Source organism: Streptomyces iakyrus (assembly GCF_000717055.1).
GTDB lineage: Bacteria > Actinomycetota > Actinomycetes > Streptomycetales > Streptomycetaceae > Streptomyces > Streptomyces iakyrus.
Genome location: NZ_JNXI01000174.1, coordinates 1 through 213 on the forward strand (window position 1 = coordinate 1; position 213 = coordinate 213).

Here is a 213-nt window from a genome sequence, read left to right on the forward strand (position 1 = left end):
GTCACCGGCGACTGGTCCAAGTTCAACGGCGCGTGGGATCTGATGGAGAAGTACATGATCCCCACCAAGGCCGACCAGCCGACGAACTCCTTCTACAACGCCTCCAAGCCGGCGACCTACGCCCCGGAGCTGGACACGCCGAACGAGTACCCGGCCAAGCTCGAACCGTCCGTCGCGGCAGGCTCCGACCCGATCGCGGCCGAGCTGAAGAAC

General features: G+C 65.3%; 1 protein-coding gene. It reads left to right on the forward strand.

Annotated elements, in window-relative coordinates; all coding sequences use genetic code 11:
• Positions 1 to 213, forward strand: a 213-nt coding sequence (locus tag OO68_RS41995; protein WP_033314776.1) for a glycoside hydrolase family 48 protein, incomplete at both ends; no start/stop codon positions are given.